Source organism: Arthrobacter sp. NPDC057009 (assembly GCF_042673905.1).
In the GTDB taxonomy this organism is placed as follows: Bacteria; Actinomycetota; Actinomycetes; order Actinomycetales; family Micrococcaceae; genus Arthrobacter.
Genome location: NZ_JBHUSB010000015.1, coordinates 1 through 23,223, shown reverse-complemented (window position 1 = coordinate 23,223; position 23,223 = coordinate 1). Strand labels below are relative to the sequence as shown.

The window sequence follows — 23,223 nt, the reverse complement described above, 5'->3', positions numbered from 1 at the left end:
GGTGCGCCGTTCAGATTCAAGGTGCCGTTCACCGCTGGACCTCCTGTGCTTTTGAGACTGCAGCTGCTTCCGAAACTGCAGCACCTTCGATGCCGGCTGCCGGGCCTTCCGTGCGGAACGCGAGCAGCCGCTCTGTGTACTTTGCCAGCACATCCACCTCAAGGTTCACCCTGCTGCCGGCCGGCTTCGCGCCGAGGCCGGTGTCTGCGAGGGTGGTGGGGATGAGCCCCACCTCGAACCACGGCGCCGTCTCCGACGCCGGGCTGACTGCCGTGACGGTGAGGGAAACGCCGTCGATGGCGATGGAACCCTTTTCCGCGATGTAGCGTGCCAGGCGCTGGGGAACGCCGAACCGCAGCCGTTCCCAGTTCCCCTGCGGTTCGCGTTCGAGCAGTTCGCCGACGCCGTCCACGTGCCCTTGGACCACGTGGCCGTCAAGGCGTCCGCCGGCGGGGACGCAGCGTTCGAGGTTGACGGGGTCGCCCGCCGCAAGCTCGCCGATGGTGCTACGGATGAGGGTTTCGCCCATGACGTCGACGCTGAAGTCCTTGCCGTCGATGGCCGTGGCGGTCAGGCACACGCCGTTGACGGCGATCGAGCCGCCCAGCGGCAGCCCCTCCGCGGTGCCCGGGGCGTGCAGGCGCAGCGTTGCGCTCGTCTCCCCGTTCCGCTCCACGGACAGGACCTTCCCCTGTTCGGCGATAATTCCGGTGAACATCAGTTAGCCTCCCATGGCTGTGCCCGCTGCTGTGCGGGCAGGTAGTGAATCGGTTGACGTAGCTTGCACCCCTGCGGCGTGTGCCGCCGGGGGCGGGTCTTGGGTTTGAGGCACCGTGGCTTCCTCCGGGAGCAGGTGCAGGCGGAGGTCCCTGCCGAGGAACTGGACCGCGCCGCCGGAGGCCGGGTCCCAGTCCCACCGCTGGGCGTCCTCCAGGGTTCCGATGCCGAGGCCGTTCAAAGCCGGCGTTCCGGAGCCCAGCAGCGTGGGGGCCAGGTAGACGATCAGCTCGTCCACAAGGCCCTCGGCCAGGAAAGCGCTGAGGATCCTTGAGCCCCCCTCCACCATGACGTGCCGGGTGCCGGCGACGAACAGCAGGTCGAGCGCCTCCCGCGGGTCACGGGTGGGCAGGTGCAGGACCTTGCCGTCATCGCCGCGGACGGCCGCGTCTTCCGGCACGTCGCGCAGTCCCATGACCGCGCGCAGCGGCTGCTTCCCTGTGGCGTCGCCGTTGGCGTCCCGGGCTGTCAGGCGGGGGTTGTCCACCAGCACGGTCTGGGTACCAACGAGGATGGCGTCGATCAGGTTCCGGAGGCCGTGGTTGTCGGCCAGGGACTCCGGGCTGGAAATCCACTGGCTGGTTCCGTCCTCGGCCGCGATGCGGCTGTCGAGCGTCTGGGCGATGTGCAGGGTGACGAAGGGACGCTTGTCGCCGACGGCTTGGAACCAGCGGCGGTTCAGCTCCAGCGCCCGTTCGGCGGCGAGTCCGCTGCGCACGCTGACCCCCGCGGCCCGCAGGGTGGCGGCTCCGCCGGCGGCGGGGTCATGCGGATCGTCGACGGCGTACACAACGTTTGCTATCCCGGCGTCGATGATGGCCTGGGCGCAGGGGCCCGTGCGGCCCACATGGTTGCACGGCTCCAGGGTCACCACCATGGTGGACCCGGAAAGGTCGACGCCGGTGCTGATCGCCGCCGCTATCGCGTCGGCTTCGGCATGCGCGGTGCCGGCACCGCGGTGGTACCCAGTCACCAGCTGGCGGCCGTCAGGTCCAATGACGACGGCGCCCACCAGCGGGTTGGCGCCCCGGGGACCCTGCAGGGCGGCTTCCAGGGCGGTTTCCATGGCGGCGGTTTCGGCGGCAGTGAAGGCCGTTACCGGCGTCTGGGCGGCGGTCACTTGGACACCGCCGGGTCCGGGAAGGCGGTCTCGATCTTGACGGCGGAGGCGGCCGTCCGGGCCTGGGTGCGGGAGGCCCGCCACCAGACGATGAAGCCGGCCAGGGTGAAGAAGCCGTAGAACAGGTACATGAAGGCGCTGGCGTAGTAGCCGGCGCTGAAGAGCAGCGGGACGCCCACGATGTCCACGGCAACCCAGATCAGCCAGAACTCGGTCCAGCCGCGGGCCATGCCGTAGGTGGCCAGCAGCGATCCGGTGAAGGTCCAGGCGTCGGCCCACACGGGCGGGTAGGAGCCGAGGGAGTCGAAGAGCGGGGTGAGGGCGGCGGTTCCGGCCGCCAGCGCCAGCACCAGCGCAACCCGGGTTCTGGTGCTGGCCCAGGCGGGGGCAATCGCCGTCGAGGTCCCCGCCGCGCGGCGGCTCTGCTGCCAGCGCTGCCAGCCGTAGACGGCCACGATGATGAACATGACTTGCCGTCCGGCCTGGCCCCACAGGGTGGCAGGCGTGGCGGAACCGAAGACGTTGCCGACGAATACAGTCAGGAGCAGGAGGTTGCCGGCGATGCCCACCGGCCAGGCCCAGACCTTGCGCCGCATGCCGCCGAGCGCACTGGCCAGGCCGAAGATGTTTCCCAGCACTTCGCGCAGAATCAGCACAGATCCGCCCACCGGAATCTGTGCCTCGAAGAGCCAACGCAGGATATCCATGCGCTTGTGTCGTTCCTTCCCTCAAGAGCCCTGACGGCTCCGGGGGTATACGACAGCGAAACGCAGCGGCGAACTGGAACGCCACAAGTACAGCTGTACGTGCTTCTCTCATCCAGACTTTAACTGTCGGTACCGGAATTTCACCGGCTCAACCGTCCGCCGGGCTTTCCGAAGAGGAAACACCGGCTCGCGGGTCGCGGACTGTCACCGCCGGTTCGGACTTACACCGACCCCGGAGCACGTATTGTGTGTTGCTATTCTGACACAACTTGGCGGGTGCCTTGGCTATTCCCGCTGCAAGAACGTCATGCGGCCGTCATGGAGGCCTGCTGGATGGCTCAGGCTAGACGCTGGCGGCCTTGCGCAGCCGGTCGATGGCTTCGGACGGATCCGCTGCCCCGTAGACCGCGGACCCGGCGACGAAGACATTCGCGCCGGCTTCCGCTGCACGGACAATGGTTTCCTCCGTGATGCCGCCGTCAACCTGGAGCGCGACGTTCACGCCCGATCCCTCGATGGCGGCGCGTGCGCGGCGGATCTTGGGCAGCGTGAGGTCAAGGAACCCCTGGCCGCCGAAGCCGGGCTCCACTGTCATGATCAGCAGCATGTCCAGCTCCGAGAGCATGTCCAGGTAGGGCTCCACCGCGGTGGCGGGCCGCAGCGCCATCCCGGCCTTCGAACCCCGGGAACGCAGCTCCCGTGCCAGCTTTACCGGTGCGATCGACGCCTCAGCGTGGAACGTGACGGAAGCGACGCCGGCGTCCGCGTAACCGGGCGCCCAGCGGTCGGCGTCGGAAATCATGAGGTGGGCGTCCAGCGGCACCGGGCTGACCGCCTGGATCCGCTGGACCACGGGAAGTCCCAAGGTGAGGTTGGGGACGAAGTGGTTGTCCATCACATCCACATGCACGGAATCAGCGTTGCTGATTTTCTGCAGCTCGGCTTCGAGGTTCACGAAGTCGGCGGAGAGGATGCTGGGGTTGATGCAGCACTGCGTCATGCGGGGTCCTTTCGCGGGACAGGAGTCGGGTTGTGTGATTCGGCGCGGAGTCAGCGCTTGCGGCGGATGAGGGCGAGGAACATGGCATCCGTGCTGTGGACATGCGGCCACAGCTGGGCGGTCTTCTCATGCCCGGCCTCCAGTCCGCCGCCCAGGCTGACGGCGTCCAGCACGCTGCCTGCGTCCAGCAGTTCCAGGTCCTCGCGTTTGCGCAGGGCATCGCTGACCACCGCGGTGGTTTCGGCCGGGTGCGGCGAGCAGGTCACGTATGCCACGACGCCCCCCGGCCGGACGGCCGCCAGCGCGGAGTTCAGCAGTTCACGCTGCAGCGGCCCCAGGTCGGCCAGGTCCTTCGGAGAGCGGCGCCAGCGCGATTCAGGCCGGCGGCGCAGGGCTCCGAGCCCGCTGCACGGCACGTCCACCAGTACGCGATCAAAGGCGGCGGGCTGTTCCGACCCGACCTCGCGGCCGTCCCCGGTCCTGACGCTCCAGACATCCGACGGCACAGCGGACAGTGCCTGGCTGACGAGCTTGGCCCGGTGCGGCGCGGGCTCGTTGGCCAGGAGCGTGGCCCCGCGTTCATTCGCCAGCGCGCCCAGCAGGGCAGCCTTGCCGCCGGGCCCGGCGCACAGGTCAAGCCAGGCCTCGCCGGCCGGGTTGTTACCTGCTCCGGGACGAGCGGCATCTGCTGCTTCGAAATCTGCCGCCTCGAGGGTGGCCGCAGCGAGGGCCCGGGCCACCAGCTGCGACCCGACGTCCTGCACGCGCGTGGTGCCGGAGCGGACCGACTCCAGCCTGCCGAGGTCACCGCCGCTGGAGAGAGCGGATCCTTCCACCAGCTCGCCGGGAACTGCGCCACTCTCCAGTGCCTCGTCCAGGCTTCCCAGCCCGGGAAGGGCCACCAGATTCACCACCGGCGCGGCGTTGTCCGCCTCCAGCAGCTCGGTGATTTCACTGACCGGGCGACCGTGGGCCACCAGGGACTGGCGCAGGGCGCGGACAATCCACTCCGGATGGGCGTACCGGATGGCGGCAACCTTGTTCTCGTCCTGCTCGCCGGCGACCAGCTCGGCCAGCCATTCATCCAGGCCGCGGGCCGCCACCTTCCGGAGGACGGCATTGATCAGGGCAGACGGGCCGGCACCGATGACTGCCCTGGCCAGGCCGACGGTCTGGTCCAGCGCAGCGTGGGCGGGAACGCGCATGGCGAGCAGCTGATGGACGCCGAGGCGCAGCGCATCCAGGACGGCCGGATCCAGCTTTTCCAGGGGCCGGTCCACGCAGCGGGCCAGGATTGCGTCGTAGGTGCCCTGGCTTCGGAGTGCGCCATAGCTGAGTTCGGTGGCGAACCCGGCGTCCCGCCGGTCGAGGCTGTGCTGGCGGATCCGCGCCGGCAGGACGAGGTTGGCGTAGGCGTCCTCTCCCGCGACCGCGCGCAGCACCTCAAACGCAACCAGCCGGGCAGGATCGGCCCTGCGGGTGCGCTGCGAGGGGGCATTTTCTGTGAAGCTGCGCCGGGGGCCGCGGTTCCGCTCCCTGCCCTGCGCGTTGCGCCGGCTGGGCCCTCCCCCGCCGCGGCGCTGGCCTGCACCGCCGGCACCCGAACCGCGGCTGGAGCCGCCTTGCCCGGATCCGCTTTTGCCGGAGTCGCTCATTGGAATACCACGCTTTCAAGGGAAGCCTGGCCGCGGGCCCAGTCGGCTGCGGCCATCATTTTCTTACCGGCAGGCTGCACTTTGGTGAGTTCGACGGCATGTGAGCCGGTACCCACCAGCACGTCCTTGCCGGCCAAGGCCACCTGGCCGGGCGGAACGCCGATGACGTCTGGACGGAGCCGCACCGGCTCGAGCTTCAGCCGCTGGCCGTCAAGGGTAGTCCAGGCTCCCGGTTCGGGTGTCACTCCGCGTGCCCGCCGGCCCACGGACAGGGCCGGTTCCGACCAGTCGATGCGGCCGTCGTCGAGGGTCAGCTTCGGTGCCAGGGTCACTTCCCCCTGCTGCGGGCGGGGCGATGCCGCGCCGGACCCGACGGCGGACAGTGTCTGGGCGAGCAGGACGGCTCCGCTGTGGGACAGCCGCTCAAGCAGTGCTCCGGAGGTGTCCTCCGCGCCGACGGCCTCGGTCAGCGTGCCGATGACAGGTCCCGTGTCGAGCCCTTCCTCGAGCTGGAACGTCACGGCACCGGTGATGTCGTCGCCGGCGATGACGGCCCGCTGGACAGGAGCCGCGCCGCGCCAGGCCGGCAGCAGCGAGAAGTGCAGGTTGATCCAGCCGTGCCGGGGAATGTCCAGGGCTGCCTTCGGGACAAGCCCGCCGTAGGCGACGATGGCTGCCACGTCGGGACGGGCTTCGGCAATCCGTTCGGTGACGGCAGCGTCCACCCGGGAGGCGTGGATGATGTCGATGCCGAGCTCGGCGGCCCGGGCGGCGACTGGCGACGGCGTCAGGACGCGCTTGCGGCCCACCGGCGCATCCGGCCGGGTCAGCACTGCGACAATCTCGAAGCCGGCGGCCACCAGCGCATCCAGCGACGGCACGGCGACGGACGGTGTTCCGGCGAAGAGGACCCTCATCCGGCAGCGCCGAAGCTGCCGGACCCGGACGTTGGCGCCCCGAAGCTGCCGCCGCCGAAGCTGGAACCGACGGTCTTGGCGCGTTTGGCGGTGGTCTTTTCGGTGATGGAGTCGTAGTTGGCGTTGCGGATGGAGCGCAGGGCGGCCTTGCGGTCCTCACCCTCCAGCCGGTCCGTGAAGAGGATGCCGTCCAGGTGGTCGGTTTCGTGCTGGAAGCAGCGGGCAAGCATTCCCTCCGCTTCCACGGAGACCGGGTTGCCGTTCACATCGACGCCGGTGGCCCGGGTGGCGCGGAAGCGGCGGACGGGGAAGCCCAGGCCGGGGATGGAGAGGCACCCCTCCACCTCGTCCGGCTGGAAGTCCTCGCTGTTCTCCAGCACGGGGTTGATGATGTGGCCTTCGACGCCGCCGATCCGGTAGGTGAAGACCCGGAGGCTGACTCCGATCTGGGGCGCGGCCAGGCCGGCACCTTCCACATCCTCCATCGTTTCGGTCATGTCGGCAACGAGCCTGGCCAGCTCCGGCCCGAAATCCGTGACAGGGTCGGCAACCGTGCGGAGCACGGGATCGCCGATGATACGGATATTCAGAATTGCCATGTGCAGTCATTTCCTCACGGTGACGGGTAACGGGATCCAGTCCAGTTTAGTTGCTGCGCCTTTAGTTGCTGAGCGCCCACCGGCCCAGATGCTACGAATACACCGGCGGCGCCAGCGGCAGCAGCGCGGGGCCTGCGCTCAGGGTGTCAGCGGACATTTCCCACACGCGGCGCAGGGCACAGAACTTCCACCAGTGGTGTTTGAGGACCTCCGGATTTGCGCGGACAGGCCGCACCTCGGTTTCACCGATGGCGACGGCGAGCAGCACCGGGGAGTCGCCGTGCTGCCACGGTTCCCACTCCCCCGCCACGGGATCCACGAGGCTCTCCTCGGCCTTCATGCCCGCAACAAGCTGCATGACTACTTTGTCATCCAGGGCCTTGACCTGGCCATCACGGGTGGTCCCCTTGGTCTTGTAGTCGATGAGGCAGGTGCGTCCGTTGATTTTCGCGACCAGGTCCAGCGTTCCCGCATATCCGACAGTCTTGTTCCACACAGTGATCTCCGGGGCGACCGGTTCCACCCGGAACAGTTCCCACCACTCATCGAAGCGGGCAGCGAAGGCTTCCTCACCGCGGGAGGCAAGCGCCTCCCGCGCTTCCTTCATCTGGTGCGGCCTGCCGAGGGCGCGCAGCGCCACCTGTTCGCAGTAGTAGTGCACCCGGTCCCCCCGCTGCGCTGCCTCGTCCCGGTAGGTTTCGGCTGCCTTTGCTGCACGGCTCACCGCCTGCCGCACCCTTGCCGGGCTGCCGAGGATCTCCGGAAGTGAGGGATCCTTAGCCAGGCTGCTGGCACCCATGTAGCCGAACCAGCCGTCCAGGCCGTGGGCCTGCTGCCCGATGACAGTGGTGATGGAGGGAACTGTGAACTGTTCCGTGGTGGAGCGGGCGTACATGCGGCCATATTCCGTGGCGTGGGCGAGGAGTGGAGCGGTCATGGTGAGACTCTTTCACAGGGGTCTGACAGTGATGCGGCAACAGATTCTTAGGCATGGAAACAGAAAAGCCCGCCCCTCCCAGTTCTTTTTCCTGGGCGGAACGGACTTTCCATCGGTGGGCGATACTGGGTTCGAACCAGTGACCTCTTCGGTGTGAACGAAGCGCGCTACCACTGCGCCAATCGCCCCGATGCATTTGAATGCTAGCGGACGTTTGCCGGTTAACGGAAATCGGCCACTGAAGTGCTGCACACCACACAGCCAGATCCCACTAGCCACGGCCAAAAGAGGGCCACCAGGACCCCCAAACTACACCCCTGTAATTCGAAAATTTGCCTAGAATTCAAGGAAGTAGGGCTGCACCAGCCACGCCGCTGACACTCGATTTGGAGTTTCCCGGAACCTCCCTGTAGAGTTCTTACTCGTTGGAACGCGACGAACTGCCAATGAGGCAAGGAATCGCTGCTCCGAAATGCGGACGTAGCTCAGCTGGTAGAGCACCACCTTGCCAAGGTGGATGTCGCGAGTTCGAATCTCGTCGTCCGCTCGCAGGACACTGTCATGGCACTGATTCCAAGGAATCAACGCCTACACGGTGGGTTGGCCGAGAGGCGAGGCAGCGGCCTGCAAAGCCGTATACACGGGTTCGAATCCCGTACCCACCTCGGTGAAAGCCATGGTTTCCGGTATTTCCGGATGCAATGGGCGATTGGCGCAGCGGTAGCGCGCTTCCCTGACACGGAAGAGGTCACTGGTTCGATCCCAGTATCGCCCACCAGAGCAAGGACACTTGCTTGTAGTTGAATGTTCCACCCCCGGGCAGAACTTCAAAAAATGCGGACGTAGCTCAGCTGGTAGAGCACCACCTTGCCAAGGTGGATGTCGCGAGTTCGAATCTCGTCGTCCGCTCTCTTGATCCCTAGGGATCCGAACCCAGGATACCGCCGGTCCATACCGGCTCCGGGCGATTGGCGCAGCGGTAGCGCGCTTCCCTGACACGGAAGAGGTCACTGGTTCGATCCCAGTATCGCCCACGAAACAAAGCAGCTCCACGGAGCTGCTTTTTTCTTGCCCTCATGCGGTTTGACAAGTTTTGTCAAGAACGCCTTGGCATGCACCTCCTTCGGGGCTAGGATCGAATGCGGAGGAGCGACCTGGCTCCGCGATTGAAGGGAGGTGCTCGTGGGTTTACTTGACGATCTGAAGGGCAAGGCTCAGGGTCTGATCCGCGGCAACGAGCAGGCCATCAAGGACGGCATCACCAAGGCAGGTGATTTTGTCGACTCCAAGACGGGCGGCAAATACACCAGCCACGTGAATAAGGTCCAGACTGGCGCTTCCACTCTCGTTGACAAAGCCAATGAGAGGCCAACCCAGGGACCGGTGGACCACGTTCCGCCGGCTGGGAAGGCACCGTAGCCAAGGACTTTCCTGGGCTTCGCCCCTAAACGTCAAAAAGGTGCCGGTCCCGCCGAGAGGCGGCGCCGGCACCTTTCGCGTCTCCGTAAGAAGGTGGCTTTTCTACCGTGCTCTAGGAAGGCTCATGGTTCTGGCCTTCACGGGCTAGCGCGGTAAGGCGGGAAACGGCCCTGAAGTACTTCTTCATGTAGCCCCCGGTCATCATGTCCTCGGTGAACAGCTTGTCGAAGGGAACACCGCTGGCCAGGATCGGGACATCCTTGTCATAGAGCCGGTCCGCCAGCACCACGAACCTCAGCGCAACAGCCTGCTCGGTAATGGTTTCCACGTCCCGCCAGACAACCCCGTCCACACCGTCAATCAGCTTGCGGTAGCGGCTCGGGTGGACGCCGGCGAGATGGGAGATGAGGCTGCCGAAGTCATCTTCGGCCACGGTCTTGCCGTCAAACTCCGCCTTCATGTGGGCGTGGAGTTCGCTGTTGCGCAGCGGGGCGGGTGCTGCCGGCAGGCCGCGGTGGCGGAAGTCCTCGCCGTCGATCCGGATGACGTCGAACTGGTCTGCCAGGACCTGAATCTCACGCTGGAAGTCCACGGCCGCAAAGCGGCCGTCGCCCAGCGAACCGGGCAGGGTGTTGGAGGTGGCCGCGAGCTTCACGCCGGCGTCGGCCAGTTCCCGCATGAGGCGGGACATCAGGACCGTGTCGCCCGGATCGTCCAGTTCAAACTCATCAATGCAGACGAGCTTGTAGGAGCTCAGTGCGTCAACGGTTTTCCGGAAGGACAGGGCGCCCACCAGGTTCGTGTATTCCACGAAGGTGCCAAAGGCCTTGGGGCCCGGGGCAGCATGCCAGAGTGAAGCCAGCAGGTGGGTTTTTCCAACGCCGAATCCGCCGTCGAGATAAATCCCGGCGCGGTTGTCGTCCTTCTTGCCAAAAAGCTTCTTGAACAGCCCCCCGCCGCTCCCGTTGCTAACGTTTCCGGCAAAGGCCTGCAGGGCGTGCACTGCCGCGGCCTGGCTCGGCTGCTTCAGATCCGGCCGGTAGCTTGCAAAGGACACCTGCCCGAACCTGGGCGAGGGGTAGAAACCTTTGAGGAGCTCATCAACCGACACCGCCGGCGTCCGGGTGGTGAGCTTTTCGATCTGTACCAAGGTGGTCCATTCTGCTGGTGATTAGTCCCAAGCAAGAATACCGGCATCGGCCGCCCGCCCTGCGGGCAACGGCCTACTGCCGGCGGTGCCATGAGCAAGCACACATTTCGCCCTGTTAACACACAGGAGCATTCAAACCGGCCCGTGGCTAGTGTTGGAGCAGTGACCCGCCGTCCCCCGGCCGGTCTGACCAGAGCGTTTCAGTGAAAGGCCATACGTATGTCCTACCCCGTTGAACAGAACCAGAAGTTCGCCGCCTACGCGCACCCCGAGCGGCTTGTTTCCACCGAGTGGCTGGCTGCGGCCCTCGACGCCGGCGCCCTTAATGACGGCAAACTCGTAGTGGTGGAGTCCGATGAGGACGTCCTGCTCTACGAAACCGGCCACATTCCCGGCGCGGTCAAGATTGACTGGCACACTGACCTGAACGACGAAGTGACCCGTGACTACGTGGAGGGCGAGGCGTTTGCTGCCCTGGCCGCAGCCAAGGGCATTTCCCGCGACTCCACCGTGGTCATCTATGGCGACAAGTCCAACTGGTGGGCCGCCTACGCTCTGTGGGTCTTCAGCCTGTTCGGCCACGAGGACGTCCGGCTGCTCGACGGCGGCCGCGACAAGTGGATCGCCGAAGGCCGCCCGCTGACCACCGACGTCCCTTCGCCCAAGGTCGCGGACTACCCCGTGGTGGAGCGCAACGACGCCCCGATCCGCGCTTTCAAGGAAGACGTCCTGGCCCACCTCGGCAAGCCGCTGATCGACGTCCGCTCCCCCGAGGAGTACACCGGCCAGCGCACCCACATGCCCGCCTACCCCGAGGAAGGCGCCCTGCGCGGCGGCCACATTCCCACAGCGGCGTCCATTCCGTGGGCCCGGGCAGCAGCAGAGGACGGCACCTACCGCAGCCGCGCCGAGCTGGAGGCGCTGTACCTCGGCGAGGCAGGGCTCACCGAGGGTGACGATGTCGTGGCCTACTGCCGCATCGGCGAACGCTCCAGCCACACCTGGTTCGCGCTGAAGTTCCTCCTCGGCTTCGAAACCGTCCGCAACTACGACGGCTCCTGGACGGAATGGGGCAACGCGGTGCGTGTCCCGATCGCCAAGGGCTCCGAACGCGGCTCCATTCCGGCAGTTGCCGCGAGGTAAGTGTTTGTAAAAAAGCGGCGGACATGGACAACCTGCGTAAGCTGGAAGTGATGAGTACTCAAGCACTTCCTACCGCGCTGGCGGAGATTGTCGACGACTTCCAGGCACTGAGCGAGCCCGAGCGGCTCCAGCTCCTGCTGGAGTTTTCCCGCGGTCTGCCCGATCTGCCGGAGCGCCTGAACGACCACCCGGAACTGCTGGAACAGGTGGTGGAATGCCAGTCGCCTCTCTTCCTCACCATTGAGACGGAAAAGAACGACGGCGGTTCCCCCGCCTACCGCCTGTTCTTCAAGGCGCCGCCGGAAGCCCCCACCACCCGTGGTTTCGCCGGGGTGCTCCATGAAGGACTGGACGGCCTCACCGCCGAGGAGATCCTGGCTGTTCCCGACGACATGCCGGAACTCCTCGGCCTGACCCGCGCCATCACGCCGCTGCGCATGCGTGGCATGACCGCGATGCTCGGGCGCATCAAGCGCAAGGTGGCCGCCGCGGCCCGGCTCCACGCCTAGGAGTCCGGACCCGCATGGCGCGCAAGAACACGTCGCAGGGAACGCCTGCCACAGCCGTTCTGGCTGCGGCAGGCGTTTCCTTTAATCTGCACCCGTACAGCCACGATCCGGCCGCCGCCAGCTACGGGCTGGAGGCGGCCGAGGTCCTGGGGATCGATCCTGCGCGGGTATTCAAGACGCTAATGGTGGAGATCGACGGCCGGCTGGCCGTCGGCGTCGTTCCCGTCAGCGGAAGCCTTGACCTGAAGGCCATCGCTGCCGCCCTGGGCAGCAAGAAGGCCGCCATGGCGGATCCCGCTGCGGCTGAGCGGCGGACGGGCTACGTCCTGGGCGGAATCTCCCCGCTCGGCCAGCGGCAGCCCTCCCCCACTGTCATTGATGAAAGCGCCCTCGCGTTGGACACCATCCTGGTGTCCGGCGGCCGGCGCGGCCTCGATATCGAGCTGGACCCCCGGGACCTCGTGCGCCTCACGAAAGCCGTCACGGCACCAATCGGTACGGGCTCTTAGTTGGGCACAGGCTCTTAGGTGGGCACAGGCTCTTAGGTGGGCACACCAGGGCCGGAATCCGGACTGCCGCCCATCCCCGGATTAACACGCGGCGCCAGCTGCTGCTGCAGCCACGCCCGGACGAGCCCCTCCCAGCGGACCGGATCCGCGTTCCACTCCTTGGCATGCCGCGCGCCCTCGAACGGCTCGAACGTGACCACGTCGGGGTTCTTTTCGGCGAGGAGGGCCGACGGCTGGTAGGGAACGTACTCGTCGTCCACGCTGTGGACGATGAGGGTCGGCGTCCTGAGTTCCACGGCCCGCGACACCCAGTCCATGGATTTCAGGTCCACGGGCGCCGCAAGTCCGGTGAGCCGGCGGCCCACCTTGTGCCCCATCATCAGCTGGCCGTAACGGCCAACGGCGGACGGAATCCGGTTGAGTTCAGCATGGTGGGCCAGCACGTTCACCCAGTCGATGACGGGCGCGTCAAGGACCATTGCCCGGATGACCTGCCTGTGCTCCGACAGGTCGGCGGTCTGCAGGCAGATGGCCCCTCCCATCGACCAGCCGAACAGGACCACGTCCTTGGCCCCGCGGGCGAGGGCAAAGGAGATGGCGGCGTCCACGTCCCGCCACTCAGTGGAGCCCAGCCCGTACCGGCCGTCGAATGCCGCCGGAGCCAGGCCGTCATTCCGGTAGGAGACAAGGAGATTGGGCAGTCCCAGTTCGTGGACTACGCGTGCTCCGCGGAGGCACTCCTGCCGGGTGGCACCGCGCCCGTGGACCATGATGGCCCAGGTTTCGGCCCCGGGCTCCCCCGGAATGAGCCAGGCCGGGGCAGTTCCGCCCTCAACCTCGATGCCGGCATCCTCGAACGCCAGGCCGACGTCGGAGGGAAACTGGTACGTGGCGCCGCCCCACCAGCCGCGCGCTGCGGCTTCCAGGTTGCCGCTGTACACGGCCTCGACTTCGCGGAGCACCGTGCGCTCGGCCGGCGAGTAGGACAGGATCCTGCCGATCCGGGCGTGACCGGCGCCGCCGTCGAAGAAGAGGCTGTAGGTTCCATCGTGCGTCGTTTCCGGCGTGGCCGCGAGAATGACCTGCTGTTCCCTGCCCTCTTTGATGACCGCCAGAATCTCCTGGTCCGCGGCCCGCACCCGGGCGGGAGTGAGGACGCGGCGGGCGAAGTAGAGGGCGAGGGCGGACGATCCGGCACCGAGCAGCGCGGCTGCCGTGCCGCCGGCAATGATTCCCCCGAGTGTCCACTTCGCCCGAAGGGTCATGGCGTTGCCCTGGCCAGTAGCCGGGGCAGTCAAAGCAGCCTGCGCAGAATCCATGCCACCCATCTTGACGGATCGGGCCCCATACGGCACATTCACTGCCAATGCAGGCCGGCCAAATACGTGCGGGCACAAATACATGCATGCTCTGGCGGCCGGGACTAGGCTGATGCCATGAGCGATCCAATCGTCATTCTCACAGAAGAGCCGCTGGGTGCGGACGACCGCGTAAACATCGAGCGCCTGGTGAACGGAGGTGACGCGCCCCTGGTGGTTCTGGTGCCGGCCAACACGGAACGGCATCTGCTGGTGGACTTCCTCGAAAACCTGTCGATGCTGGACATCGCCAAGGCCTTCCGGGAGCTGACGTCGCACGCTCCGGATCCGGCCGAGGAACGGGCCGCGGCCGACGCCACGCTCGCCACCTCGGTCACCGCTTTGGAAGGCCTGGGCGGCGGCGTTGCCGGCGAGGTGGTGGACGGCGGGGCCGTCAACGGCCTCGTGGCCAAGGTCAAGGAGCTTGGAGCCGCCCAGGCAGTGGTCATCACCAGGCCGCATGCCGTGGCGGACACGTTCCACACGGACTGGGCCAACCGGGCGCAGGACAAGCTCGGCCTGCCGGTACTGCACCTGTATGCAGGCTCGGGATTTATCGGGGACTCCTGAGCGTTGGTCCGACTATGAGCACTCCTGAGAATTCCGACCTCACCACCACTGCCGGCGCAGCACCTGCCGCCGGCCGCTCCGACGAAGACTGGCGCAGGGAACTGACCCCCGAGGAATACCACGTGCTGCGCCAGGCCGGCACGGAACGCCCCTACACCGGCGAATATTGGGACACCCACACCGCCGGTGTGTACAACTGCCGGGCGTGCGGGACCGAGCTGTTCACCAGCAAGGAGAAGTTCGATTCGCACTGCGGCTGGCCGTCGTTCTGGGCTCCGCTGGCCGAGGGGCGGGTGCGCTATATCCACGACCGGACTTTGGGCATGGACCGCATTGAGGTGCGGTGCGCCAACTGCGACTCCCACCTCGGCCATGTCTTCGAGGGTGAGGGCTACGGCACTCCGACCGACCAGCGGTACTGCATTAACTCCATCTCACTGAAGCTGGTTCCGGCCGCCGAGGACCAGCAGGCCTGAGGTTGCCGGGCGCTGCGCCTGACGGTTCTTTCCGCGGCCTCGAGCCTTACAGTTTCTTATGCTCGTGCCTACGAACGATTAGCAAGCCTGTCCGCTTGCTACGCTCGCCGTACAAGCTCAGATGACCAGGAAGGCGAGGCCAGTGATGACCGCAACCGTACACACAGCACCAGTCCGAATCTCCGCAGAAAACCCTGACTGGCAGCGCCTTAAGGCCGCCGCCGTTGCCCTGCGGACCCTGCAGGTGCAGGACGGTTCCATCCCTGACCAGGCCGCCCATGTGGCCGCGCGCGGCCACGTCACAGCCATGGTCGAGGCCATCGAAGCACTGGCACCGGCATTCCCCCACGACGCCCTGTACCTGGACCTGGTGTGCCGCGACTTTGGCCGCTGGGCCGGGGACGGGTTCGGGGTGCCGGACTTCCTGGACTCCCTGCTCGCCTTCCAGCCGCAGGCAGACCGTGAGAACGGACTGCAGCACCTGGTGATCTTCCCCATGTACACGCAGAACGGCAGCAGCAGCCGGCTTGTGGAGGCCGTCCTCATCGACGTAGTCTGGCCCGACTTCATCGCCGGCCTGGAGCAGGACGACTACTCGAACCGGCTGTTCGTGCCCATCCGGTTCATTGATTTCACCCCCGGCTACGACACCAACTCCGCCGTGCTGTTCCCCGAGACCGTTGCCGTCCGGGCGACCCCCAGGTTCACATGGGGTGCCATTTTCGCCGACCGGGAAGCGGCACGGTTCCGCCGCGTCCTGCGTGCCGCCGCTGACATCACCTCCCTGGAGCTGCCGACCGGAGCCGCCGAACTCCTCGACGACCAGGAACTCACCGAAAAGACCTTCGTCATGTGGGACCTGATCCATGACCGGACGCACATGCGCGGGGACCTGCCGTTCGATCCCTTCATGATCAAGCAGCGGATGCCCTTCTTCCTGTACTCCCTCGAGGAGCTGCGGTGCGACCTGACGGCCTTCCGGGAATCCGTGAAGATCGAAAAGGACGAGGCCGCGGATCCGGAAGCCCGGCGGCATGCCAAACTCGTGCAGTACGCCGTCATTTTCGACCGTATCTTCCGGTTCGCCATCACCGGCAGCCGGGTGCGCAACTACGACGGGCTCGGCGGCCAGCTCCTCTTCGCGTGGCTGCACCAGCACCGCGTCCTCCACTGGACCGACAGCCGGCTGAGCATCGACTGGGAACACGTCGCCGGCACCGTCGTGGAGCTGGGCGCCCGGATCGAGGAGCTTTACTGGCGTTCCATCGACCGGCCCAAGACCGCCCACTGGCTGGCGGCCTACGAGCTGATCTCGGGCACCGTCACGCCGAACCCGGCTTCGGTCTGGGCCAAGGGGCCGGGCGCCCTTCCCCTGGACGGGCCGCCGCGTGGCCTCACGGACCAGGTCCTGGACGATGAGTTCCCGCTGTCCATGTTCTACGAGGCCCTGGAAAAGAAGATGCGCCCCGTCATTGAATCCACGGCAGGCATCACCGGATCCTCCGATTCCGTTATGCCGGCTGAAGGCGACGCCGCGGCGGCGGCATGACGGACGGCAGCACGGCCACCGGCAGTCCACTGCGCGTGCTGGTCACGGGCGGCAGCGGGCCTTCAGGGATCGCCGCCGCCCGCGCCCTGCTGCAGGCCGGCTTCGCCGTCTTCACGGTGGGTTCGGACAAGGCGCGGATCGAAGCTGCCGCGAAAACCGCGGGCGGCGTTACACCGCTCGTGTGCGACCTCGCCGACCTCTCCGCCGTGCGGCAGCTGCACCAGGAGCTCGCCCGCACGTCCGGAAGGATCGACGGCGTCATCCACCTCGTGGGCGGCTGGCGCGGCGCGGAGGGCATCACCGGCCAGACGGACGAGGACTGGGACTTCATGGAACGCAGCGCCCTCACGACGCTGCGGAACGTGACCCGGGTTTTCTACGACGACCTTGCCGCCTCGCCCTGCGGGCGGTTTGCCATGGTGTCATCGACGTCCGTGGACAGTCCCTCCGCCGGCGTCGCCAGCTACGTGGCGGCCAAGGCCGCCGCGGAGGCCTGGACCATGGCCATGGCCGAGGGGTTTAGGAACGGGGACCCCCGATCCGAGACGGGCCAGCGCAGCGCCGCCGTCGTCTTCGTGGTGAAGGCGCTGGTGGACGCGGGCATGCGCAGCACGCAGCCCGAGCGGAAGTTCCCCGGCTACACCGACGTCGAGCAACTGGCGGCGGCCGCCGTCGGACTTTTTAGCCAGCCTGCCGCGGAGCTGAACGGGCAGCGGCTGCTGCTGGCCACGGTGCCGGCTGGCACTGCAGATACACAGAATGCCGCAACTACCTAGACTGAAAGCGTGACCAAAGAGATGACAACAACGGTTGAAACTGCCGGCAGCGGCACCATGTCCAGGCTCCACGACGCGTCCGTGCGCGGATTTGCCTCGGACAACTACTCGGGGGTGCACCCCGAGGTGCTGGCCGCCCTGGCGGCTGCCAATGAGGGGCACCAGGTGTCCTACGGCGAAGACGCCTACACGGCCCGCCTGCAGGAGCTGATGGAGGAACACTTCGGCCCGGGCATTGAATGCTTCCCGGTGTTCAACGGCACCGGGGCCAATGTGCTGTCCCTCCAGTCCCTCCTCCCCCGCTGGGGTGCGGTGGTGTGCGCGTCGACGGCGCACATCAACATGGACGAGAACGGTGCCCCGGAGCGCGTGGGCGGCATGAAACTGCTCCAGGTGCACACCCCCGACGGCAAACTCACTCCGGAACTCATCGACCGCGAAGCGTGGGGCTGGGGCGACGAACACCGCGCCCAGCCGCTGGCCGTCTCAATCACCCAGACCACCGAACTGGGCACCTGCTACACGCCGGACGAGGTCCGGGCGATCGCCGACCACGTCCACGCCAGGGGCATGAAGCTGCACATGGACGGGGCGCGGCTGGCCAACGCCGCGGCGCACCTGGGTGTTCCGCTGCGGGCGTTCACGCGCGACGCCGGCGTGGACATCCTGTCCTTCGGCGGCACCAAGAACGGGCTGCTGTTCGGCGAGGTGGTGGTGGCGCTGAACCCGGAGGCCGCCCACGGGCTGCTGTTCCTGCGCAAGATGAACATGCAGCTGGCCTCCAAAATGCGGTTTATGTCGGCGCAGTTCATCGCCTTGCTCGACGGTGACCTGTGGCTTCGCTCGGCCGCCCACGCCAACGCTATGGCCGCGAGGCTGCGAGCCGCGGTGGAGGCAATCGACGGCGTGGAACCCACCCAGAAGACCGAGTCCAACGGGGTTTTTGCGGTCCTGCCCCACGGCGTGGCGGACAGGCTCCGGGAGTCCTTCCGCTTCTATGACTGGAATGAGGCGACCGGTGAGGTCCGCTGGATGTGCTCCTTCGACACCAGCGAGGAGGACGTCGATGCCTTCGTCGCGGCCATCAAAGCGGAACTTGCCCGGCACGGGTCCGCGCAAACGTCTGCGCAGTAACATGCGCAGGATTGGGTGAGCAGGCGGCGAGCCTGCCGGAATTGGCGGTTTCCATTGCATACCCTGCGATTGTGAACGCACTTGCCCAGGTTCCCGCGAGTTTTCTGTATGCGCTGGGAACGCTCCGCAAAGCACGCTGCCGCAGCGAGCTGCGCCTCGACGAGATCCCGGCGCCGGCGCGGCTGGCGCCATTCGCCGTCGCCCTCGGCGCCGAGGTCATCGTTCCCAGCAGCGGCAGGGACCGCACGCCGGTCCACGGGCCCGCAGCCATGGCGCTGTCGGGTTCGGCCGCCGCCGGGACCGCAGCCGGAGCCTCGGCTGGAGACGATGACAACGACGGCGAGGAACTCGCCACCGGCCGCTTCATCCTGCTGCACGATCCCGACGGCTCCGCGGTGTGGGACGGCGAGTTCCGGATCGTCACCTACATCCGCGCACAGCTCGATGCCGAAATGGGCAACGATGAAATGCTCGGCTCCGTGGCGTGGACGTGGCTCGTCGAAGCCCTCGAAACCCACCACGCCCCGTACCGCGCCGCCGGCGGGACCGCCACGCGCGTGCTCTCCGAAAGCTTCGGAACGCTGGCGGACCGGCCCGCCTCGATAGACATTGAACTCCGCGCCTCCTGGACGCCCGCAGGCGCCGACGTCCAGGCACACCTCGAGGCGTGGTCGGACATGGTGTGCACGTTCGCCGGGCTCCCGCCGCTGCCCGACGGCGTCTCCGCGCTTCCCCGCCGGCGCCGCAGCTAGGGCGTACTGCCGGTAAACTAGGGACACCATGACCCCTCAAAAACCGGATAACACCACAGCCGGCGCCCCGGCTGCTGACACAACACCCCATATAACGGTGGAAGGCTTTGATAGCCGGGTCCCCGTTGTCATTGATCTTGATTCCCCCCGCGACGGGGTGCCGCTGGTCATCGAAACCCAGGCTGGGCTGGAACGCTGTGCCGCGGCCATCGCTGCAGGGACGGGCCCTGCCGGTGTGGACGCCGAACGCGCCTCGGGCTTCCGCTACGGGCAGCGCGCGTTCCTCGTCCAGATCCGCCGGGAAGGTTCCGGCACGTGGCTGATCGACCCCGAGCCGTTTGAGGACCTGCGGATCATCAATGACTCCCTGCGCGGCGTCGAATGGATCCTGCACGCCGCCAGCCAGGACTTGCCCTGCCTCTCGGAACTGGGCATGTGGCCGGACAAGCTGTTCGACACCGAACTCGCAGCCCGCCTGGCCGGGCTTCCCCGGGTCGGCCTGGCAGCTGTTATCGAGCAGCTGCTGGGATTCGGACTCGCCAAGGAGCATTCGGCGGCCGACTGGTCCACCCGCCCCCTGCCGGAACCGTGGCTCAGGTACGCAGCCCTCGACGTCGAAGTCCTGACCGAACTGCGCGAGGAACTCATCGAGCTCCTGGAAGCTGACGGAAAGCTGGAATTCGCCGAGCAGGAGTTCGCGGCCATCCTGTCCGCCGGGCTTGCACCGCCGAGGGTGGACCCCTGGCGCAAGACATCCGGACTCCACCAGATCAGGGACCGCCGCCAGCTCGCCGCCGTTCGGGAGCTGTGGCTGGAACGGGACGCCCTGGCCCAAAAGCGCGATGTTGCCCCGGGCCGGCTCATCCCCGATTCCGCCCTCGTCGCCGCTGCCAAGGCGATGCCCACCACCGTGCCGCAACTGCTCGGCACCAAGGGGTTCCACGGCAGGGCCGCCCAGCGGGAGGCTCCCCGCTGGCTGCGGTGCATTGCTGCGGCCCGGGCACTCGAAGACCTCCCGCCGCTGCACTTGCCCACCAACGCCCCGCCGCCCCCTCGGGTATGGGCAGACCGCGACCTTCCAGCGGCCGAGAGGCTGCAAACCGCCAGGCCGCTCCTGCAGGAAAGCGCGGACCGGCTCAAGCTTCCGCTCGAAAACCTGCTGACCCCGGACTATCTTCGCCGGGTCGCGTGGCGGCCACCGGAGGATATCAGCGAAGCCGCCATTGCCGAGGAACTGCGCCAGCTGGGTGCGCGGCCGTGGCAGATCGAGCTAGTGGCACCGCTGATCACCAAGGCGTTCCTCAACCCCCAGCCCCTTCCACCCAAGGAAGCCCGGGAGGCAAAGGAACAGACCGGTTAGGGTTGGTTCCTGTTGCAAGCCGCGGCCAGCCCCGGCCCGTCCTGCCACTGGATGCCGGCCGAAGTCTGGGGCAAAATGAATACTGCGGACGGAACGGCCCCGTTGTCGCACCCAGGTGCTGACCAGAACACGCCGCTAGACGGCCATTGGTGGCGTTCCGTCCGCCCTATTACGGCTCCGTCTCCTCTACTACCGCACGGTTCGGCAACCTCCAGGGCTGCGCCGCGATCCCCATGACTTCGACGGGATCGACGGCTACGCAGGCCTGGTCAATCAGCACGGCCCCGCACCTTCGGAAGCTCTTGACCGGTTCGAGAGCCCGGAAGCTCTTGACCGGTTCGAGAGCCCGATAGCTCTTGACGGCAGTTTGAACCGGCACTGCCCGTAGATCCACGGCCTGACTGGCCATCATCCACTGCAGCCTGGAAGGGCGCCTGCGTCCAGATGAATGCCGCCATCAAGCCACGCATCGTACCTGTTGCAGCTGATATTACTCGCGAGTAACGTTGTGTTCACCGATGCCCGGTGCCGGACAGTTGGGCTGTCCGGCCCAGACCGCACGCCCGTCTCAACGAGGAGCCATAGAATGAGCGCCGCAGATTTCCGCAAGCTTGCCGATCTCTTCCCGGATGAGACAGTCACCCATTCCTCCGTACAGGACATTGAGCTCCCTGCCGCGGACGGCGTTGCCAGCGCAGGCGTCCTCGCCCTGATCACCCTCGACAACGGGCTGGATCATTCGAAGCCCACTACTCTGGGCCCCAATTCGCTGGTCGAACTGGGAACTGCCCTCGAAGGGCTGCGCGAGCGGGCGGCCGCCGGTGAGATCGCGGCGGTTGGCGTGACGGGCAAGCCGAACTTCTTCGTCGCCGGCGCCGACCTGTCCGCGGTCACGTCCCTGCAGAAACGGGAGCACGGCCTGTGGATGGCCCAGCTGGGCCACGAGGTCTACTCCACTCTGGCCAACCTGGGCATCCCCAGCTTCGCCTTCATCAACGGTGTGGCCCTGGGCGGGGGCCTGGAGATTGCGCTGCAATCCACCTACCGCACTGTTTCCACTGCCGCCGGTGCGCTGGCGCTTCCCGAGGCCTACCTTGGACTGGTGCCGGGGTGGGGCGGCGTATACCTTCTTCCACGGCTGATCGGGCCGGAAAACGCCGTCAAGGTAATGATCGAGAACGCGCTGAACAACAACCGCACACTCTCCGGCACCGACGCATTTCAGCTCGGCATCGCGGATGCGCTGTTCGAGCCGGAGGACTTCCTGGACCAGTCGATCGCCTGGGCAGCCAGCGTGATAGCAGGCGCAGCACCGGAACGGCCCGCCGCCGTCGATCCCGCCGACCCCGCGGTTGCCGCTCGTTGGGCGGATGCCGTGGCTTCCGGCCGCGCATACGTTGAGGCCAAGACGTCGGATGCCTCGCCGGCACCGGCCGAAGTGCTCAACATCATGGCGGCGAACCGCACCATGAGCCAGGCGGAGTCGGCTGCGCTCGAATGCGAAACACTCGCCGGCCTTATGCAGACCGACGAGTTCCGTGCCACCGTTTACGCCTTCCTTGACCTCGTGCAGAAACGTGCCAAGCGGCCCGCCGGAGCGCCCGGCCGCGAACTCGCCCGGCCTGTCACCAAGGTCGGCGTGGTCGGCGCAGGATTGATGGCCAGCCAGCTCGCCCTGCTGTTCGCCCGCCAGCTCGGCGTTCCCGTGGTCATGACCGACATCGACCAGGACCGCGTGGACAAGGGAGTCGCCTACGTCCACAACGAAGTGGACAAACTGGTGGCGAAAGGCCGGTTGGGCAGTGAGCCCGCCGCCAAAGCCAAGTCGCTCCTGACGGGGTCTGTTTCCAAGGAGCCGTTTGCAGACGCCGACTTCGTCATTGAGGCGGTGTTCGAGGAACTGAACGTCAAGAAGCAGGTGTTCGCCGAGCTGGAGGCCCTCGTCTCGCCGGAGTGCATCCTTGCCACAAACACGTCCTCCCTGTCCGTAACCGCCATGGCCGCAGACCTGCGGCACCCGCAGCGCCTGGTGGGCTTCCACTTCTTCAATCCTGTGGCCGTCATGCCGCTCCTGGAAATCGTCCGGGCACCGAAGACGGACGACGCCGTACTCGCGACCGCCTTCGAACTCGCCAAGGGCCTGAAAAAGACAGCCGTCCTGGTCAAGGATGCCCCGGCCTTCGTGGTCAACCGGATTCTGCTGCGGCTCCTGGGCGAGGTCACGGCCGCCTTCGACGAGGGCACGCCAGCCCATGTTGCGGATACCGCGCTGCGCCCCATGGGCCTTCCCATGACGCCGTTCACCCTCCTCGCCATGGTGGGACTGCCGGTGGCCCAGCACGTGCAGGAATCCCTGCACACGGCCTTCGGCGACCGCTTCCCGGTTTCACAGAACCTGCAGAAGCTTGTCGACAACAACATCAGGTCCCTGTGGGCGCCCGGGGAGGACGGCGGACAGGAAATCCCGGCTGCCGCCTCGGCCCTGATGTCCTTCGGCAGCACGCCGTCGACCGCGGAGGAAGTGCTGCGCCGGACCCAGGACGCCCTTGCCGAAGAAATCGGTCTGATGCTTGAAGAAGGTGTGGTGGCCGCACCCCAGGACATCGACCTGTGCATGATCCTGGGTGCCGGCTGGCCACTGTTCCTGGGCGGCATCACCCCCTACCTCGACAGGGTGGGAGCCTCGGAGCGCGTCAACGGCAAGCGGTTCCTCCCGCCGGGCGTGGCATCCCGGTCCTGATCCAGCCCCAGATCCAGCGCGAACGTACACTTGTGGCCCCTCCGGAAGGGGCCACAAGTGTACGTT

At 66.8% G+C, this 23,223-nt stretch carries 22 protein-coding genes, 6 tRNA genes and 1 riboswitch; of the genes, 17 read left to right on the top strand and 11 right to left on the bottom strand.

All coding sequences use genetic code 11. The annotated features are described in order from the left end of the window. Positions 1-28: 28 nt before the first annotated feature. From ACFTR6_RS15570 to ACFTR6_RS15530, 9 genes are all read right to left on the bottom strand, one after another. The gene (locus ACFTR6_RS15570; RefSeq protein ID WP_087872622.1) at positions 29-718 is read right to left on the bottom strand and encodes a riboflavin synthase; all 690 of its coding nucleotides are present in this window, start codon (positions 716-718) and stop codon (positions 29-31) included. Between the two features lie 3 nt (positions 719-721). Beyond that, positions 722-1,843, bottom strand: coding sequence for a bifunctional diaminohydroxyphosphoribosylaminopyrimidine deaminase/5-amino-6-(5-phosphoribosylamino)uracil reductase RibD (ribD, locus tag ACFTR6_RS15565; protein ID WP_377958604.1), 1,122 nt, complete (start codon positions 1,841-1,843; stop codon positions 722-724). A gap of 50 nt (positions 1,844-1,893) precedes the next feature. After that, on the bottom strand, positions 1,894-2,604 hold the full coding sequence (pnuC, locus tag ACFTR6_RS15560; RefSeq protein WP_076797929.1) for a nicotinamide riboside transporter PnuC: 711 nt from the start codon (positions 2,602-2,604) through the stop codon (positions 1,894-1,896). Positions 2,605-2,699: 95 nt separating this feature from the next. Beyond that, positions 2,700-2,849: riboswitch (FMN riboswitch) on the bottom strand. A gap of 98 nt (positions 2,850-2,947) precedes the next feature. Further along, the gene (rpe, locus tag ACFTR6_RS15555; RefSeq protein ID WP_377958538.1) at positions 2,948-3,604 is read right to left on the bottom strand and encodes a ribulose-phosphate 3-epimerase; all 657 of its coding nucleotides are present in this window, start codon (positions 3,602-3,604) and stop codon (positions 2,948-2,950) included. Positions 3,605-3,654: 50 nt separating this feature from the next. After that, positions 3,655-5,259 (bottom strand): RsmB/NOP family class I SAM-dependent RNA methyltransferase, encoded by a 1,605-nt coding sequence (locus tag ACFTR6_RS15550; RefSeq protein WP_377958537.1) that lies wholly within the window; start codon positions 5,257-5,259, stop codon positions 3,655-3,657. Beyond that, positions 5,256-6,176: a methionyl-tRNA formyltransferase gene (gene fmt, locus ACFTR6_RS15545; protein WP_076797932.1), complete on the bottom strand. Its 921-nt coding sequence runs from the start codon at positions 6,174-6,176 to the stop codon at positions 5,256-5,258. Before fmt ends, ACFTR6_RS15550 begins: the two co-directional genes overlap by 4 nt. After that, the gene (gene def, locus ACFTR6_RS15540) at positions 6,173-6,775 is read right to left on the bottom strand and encodes a peptide deformylase (RefSeq protein ID WP_076797933.1); all 603 of its coding nucleotides are present in this window, start codon (positions 6,773-6,775) and stop codon (positions 6,173-6,175) included. Before def ends, fmt begins: the two co-directional genes overlap by 4 nt. A gap of 91 nt (positions 6,776-6,866) precedes the next feature. Next, on the bottom strand, positions 6,867-7,712 hold the full coding sequence (locus ACFTR6_RS15535; RefSeq protein ID WP_076797934.1) for a PD-(D/E)XK nuclease family protein: 846 nt from the start codon (positions 7,710-7,712) through the stop codon (positions 6,867-6,869). A 116-nt stretch (positions 7,713-7,828) separates the two neighbouring features. Next, positions 7,829-7,900: transfer RNA gene (locus ACFTR6_RS15530), tRNA-Val, on the bottom strand. Between the two features lie 286 nt (positions 7,901-8,186). Between ACFTR6_RS15530 and ACFTR6_RS15525 the strand changes: the two genes are divergently transcribed. From ACFTR6_RS15525 to ACFTR6_RS15500, 6 genes are all read left to right on the top strand, one after another. Beyond that, positions 8,187-8,259: transfer RNA gene (locus ACFTR6_RS15525), tRNA-Gly, on the top strand. Positions 8,260-8,306: 47 nt separating this feature from the next. Further along, positions 8,307-8,377, top strand: a tRNA-Cys gene (locus ACFTR6_RS15520). Between the two features lie 38 nt (positions 8,378-8,415). Further along, a tRNA-Val gene (locus tag ACFTR6_RS15515) sits at positions 8,416-8,490 on the top strand. 58 nt (positions 8,491-8,548) lie between these two features. Further along, positions 8,549-8,621, top strand: a tRNA-Gly gene (locus ACFTR6_RS15510). A gap of 53 nt (positions 8,622-8,674) precedes the next feature. Then, positions 8,675-8,746 (top strand) — tRNA-Val (locus tag ACFTR6_RS15505). Between the two features lie 148 nt (positions 8,747-8,894). After that, positions 8,895-9,131: an antitoxin gene (locus ACFTR6_RS15500; protein WP_076803449.1), complete on the top strand. Its 237-nt coding sequence runs from the start codon at positions 8,895-8,897 to the stop codon at positions 9,129-9,131. Between the two features lie 112 nt (positions 9,132-9,243). On the opposite strand, the gene zapE is transcribed toward ACFTR6_RS15500, so the two are convergent. Further along, positions 9,244-10,281 carry a cell division protein ZapE gene (zapE, locus tag ACFTR6_RS15495; protein ID WP_377958536.1) on the bottom strand — a complete coding sequence of 346 codons (1,038 nt, stop codon included), beginning with the start codon at positions 10,279-10,281 and terminating at the stop codon, positions 9,244-9,246. 219 nt (positions 10,282-10,500) lie between these two features. Between zapE and ACFTR6_RS15490 the strand changes: the two genes are divergently transcribed. Genes ACFTR6_RS15490 through ybaK form a run of 3 tightly spaced genes read left to right on the top strand, consistent with a single transcriptional unit; the run spans position 10,501 to position 12,442 of the window. Further along, positions 10,501-11,424, top strand: coding sequence for a sulfurtransferase (locus ACFTR6_RS15490; RefSeq protein WP_076797936.1), 924 nt, complete (start codon positions 10,501-10,503; stop codon positions 11,422-11,424). Between the two features lie 50 nt (positions 11,425-11,474). Next, the gene (locus tag ACFTR6_RS15485) at positions 11,475-11,933 is read left to right on the top strand and encodes a SufE family protein (protein WP_172411831.1); all 459 of its coding nucleotides are present in this window, start codon (positions 11,475-11,477) and stop codon (positions 11,931-11,933) included. A 14-nt stretch (positions 11,934-11,947) separates the two neighbouring features. After that, positions 11,948-12,442 carry a Cys-tRNA(Pro) deacylase gene (gene ybaK / locus ACFTR6_RS15480; protein ID WP_377958535.1) on the top strand — a complete coding sequence of 165 codons (495 nt, stop codon included), beginning with the start codon at positions 11,948-11,950 and terminating at the stop codon, positions 12,440-12,442. Positions 12,443-12,474: 32 nt separating this feature from the next. On the opposite strand, the gene ACFTR6_RS15475 is transcribed toward ybaK, so the two are convergent. Beyond that, positions 12,475-13,761: an alpha/beta hydrolase family protein gene (locus ACFTR6_RS15475; RefSeq protein ID WP_377958534.1), complete on the bottom strand. Its 1,287-nt coding sequence runs from the start codon at positions 13,759-13,761 to the stop codon at positions 12,475-12,477. 117 nt (positions 13,762-13,878) lie between these two features. Between ACFTR6_RS15475 and ACFTR6_RS15470 the strand changes: the two genes are divergently transcribed. The 8 genes from ACFTR6_RS15470 (at position 13,879) to ACFTR6_RS15435 (ending at position 23,157) form a co-directional block, all read left to right on the top strand. Beyond that, a complete protein-coding gene (locus ACFTR6_RS15470) occupies positions 13,879-14,370 on the top strand; it encodes a hypothetical protein (protein ID WP_076797939.1) in 492 nt (163 codons plus the stop codon). Between the two features lie 14 nt (positions 14,371-14,384). After that, positions 14,385-14,846 carry a peptide-methionine (R)-S-oxide reductase MsrB gene (gene msrB, locus ACFTR6_RS15465; protein WP_377958533.1) on the top strand — a complete coding sequence of 154 codons (462 nt, stop codon included), beginning with the start codon at positions 14,385-14,387 and terminating at the stop codon, positions 14,844-14,846. Between the two features lie 145 nt (positions 14,847-14,991). Then, complete coding sequence (locus tag ACFTR6_RS15460; protein WP_087874250.1) at positions 14,992-16,395, top strand: DUF6421 family protein; 1,404 nt, start codon at positions 14,992-14,994, stop codon at positions 16,393-16,395. Then, positions 16,392-17,171 carry an SDR family oxidoreductase gene (locus ACFTR6_RS15455; RefSeq protein WP_377958532.1) on the top strand — a complete coding sequence of 260 codons (780 nt, stop codon included), beginning with the start codon at positions 16,392-16,394 and terminating at the stop codon, positions 17,169-17,171. Before ACFTR6_RS15460 ends, ACFTR6_RS15455 begins: the two co-directional genes overlap by 4 nt. A 21-nt stretch (positions 17,172-17,192) precedes the next feature. Continuing rightward, on the top strand, positions 17,193-18,305 hold the full coding sequence (locus tag ACFTR6_RS15450) for a threonine aldolase family protein (protein WP_377958603.1): 1,113 nt from the start codon (positions 17,193-17,195) through the stop codon (positions 18,303-18,305). Positions 18,306-18,373: 68 nt separating this feature from the next. Then, positions 18,374-19,057, top strand: a complete 684-nt coding sequence (locus tag ACFTR6_RS15445; RefSeq protein WP_377958602.1) for a DUF3000 domain-containing protein — start codon at positions 18,374-18,376, stop codon at positions 19,055-19,057. Between the two features lie 28 nt (positions 19,058-19,085). Continuing rightward, a complete protein-coding gene (locus ACFTR6_RS15440; protein ID WP_076797944.1) occupies positions 19,086-20,417 on the top strand; it encodes an HRDC domain-containing protein in 1,332 nt (443 codons plus the stop codon). A 586-nt stretch (positions 20,418-21,003) separates the two neighbouring features. After that, complete coding sequence (locus tag ACFTR6_RS15435; RefSeq protein ID WP_377958531.1) at positions 21,004-23,157, top strand: 3-hydroxyacyl-CoA dehydrogenase NAD-binding domain-containing protein; 2,154 nt, start codon at positions 21,004-21,006, stop codon at positions 23,155-23,157. The last annotated feature ends 66 nt before the right edge of the window (positions 23,158-23,223 follow it).